This is a genomic window from Chryseobacterium sp. SIMBA_029, assembly GCF_046535275.1.
In the GTDB taxonomy this organism is placed as follows: Bacteria; Bacteroidota; Bacteroidia; order Flavobacteriales; family Weeksellaceae; genus Chryseobacterium.
The window spans coordinates 1-345 of sequence record NZ_JAWRXA010000115.1 but is presented as its reverse complement, the minus strand read 5'-3'; the positions used below and the strand labels follow the sequence as shown (position 1 = coordinate 345).

Sequence of the window (345 nt, the reverse complement as noted above, 5' to 3'; positions counted from 1 at the left end):
GTGTCTTTTCCTTGACATGTTTGGCTATAAGCCCCATTAACTTGTCATGGTTTACTTTGTCAAAGAATTTCTCTAAGTCTAAATCAACAACCCACCGTTTCCCCTCTTTCATAAATCCTTTAGCCTTCCGAACTGCATCATGTCCTCGCCTATTTGGACGAAAGCCAAAACTGTGTTCGGAGAACATCGGATCGAAAACTGGGGTGAGAGTTTGAGCGATTGCCTGCTGGATAAAGCGGTCTGTCACAGTAGGAATCCCTAGCAACCGTACCCCACCGTTAGGTTTCGGGATTTCGACCCTTCGGACTGGTTGCGGTTGATAGGTACCATCCTCTAACTGCTGGC

General features: G+C 47.0%; 1 protein-coding gene. It reads right to left on the bottom strand.

The features are described from left to right. Positions 1-345 (bottom strand): reverse transcriptase domain-containing protein (locus tag SB679_RS23450; protein WP_410704681.1); only part of this gene is annotated, 345 nt, incomplete at both ends.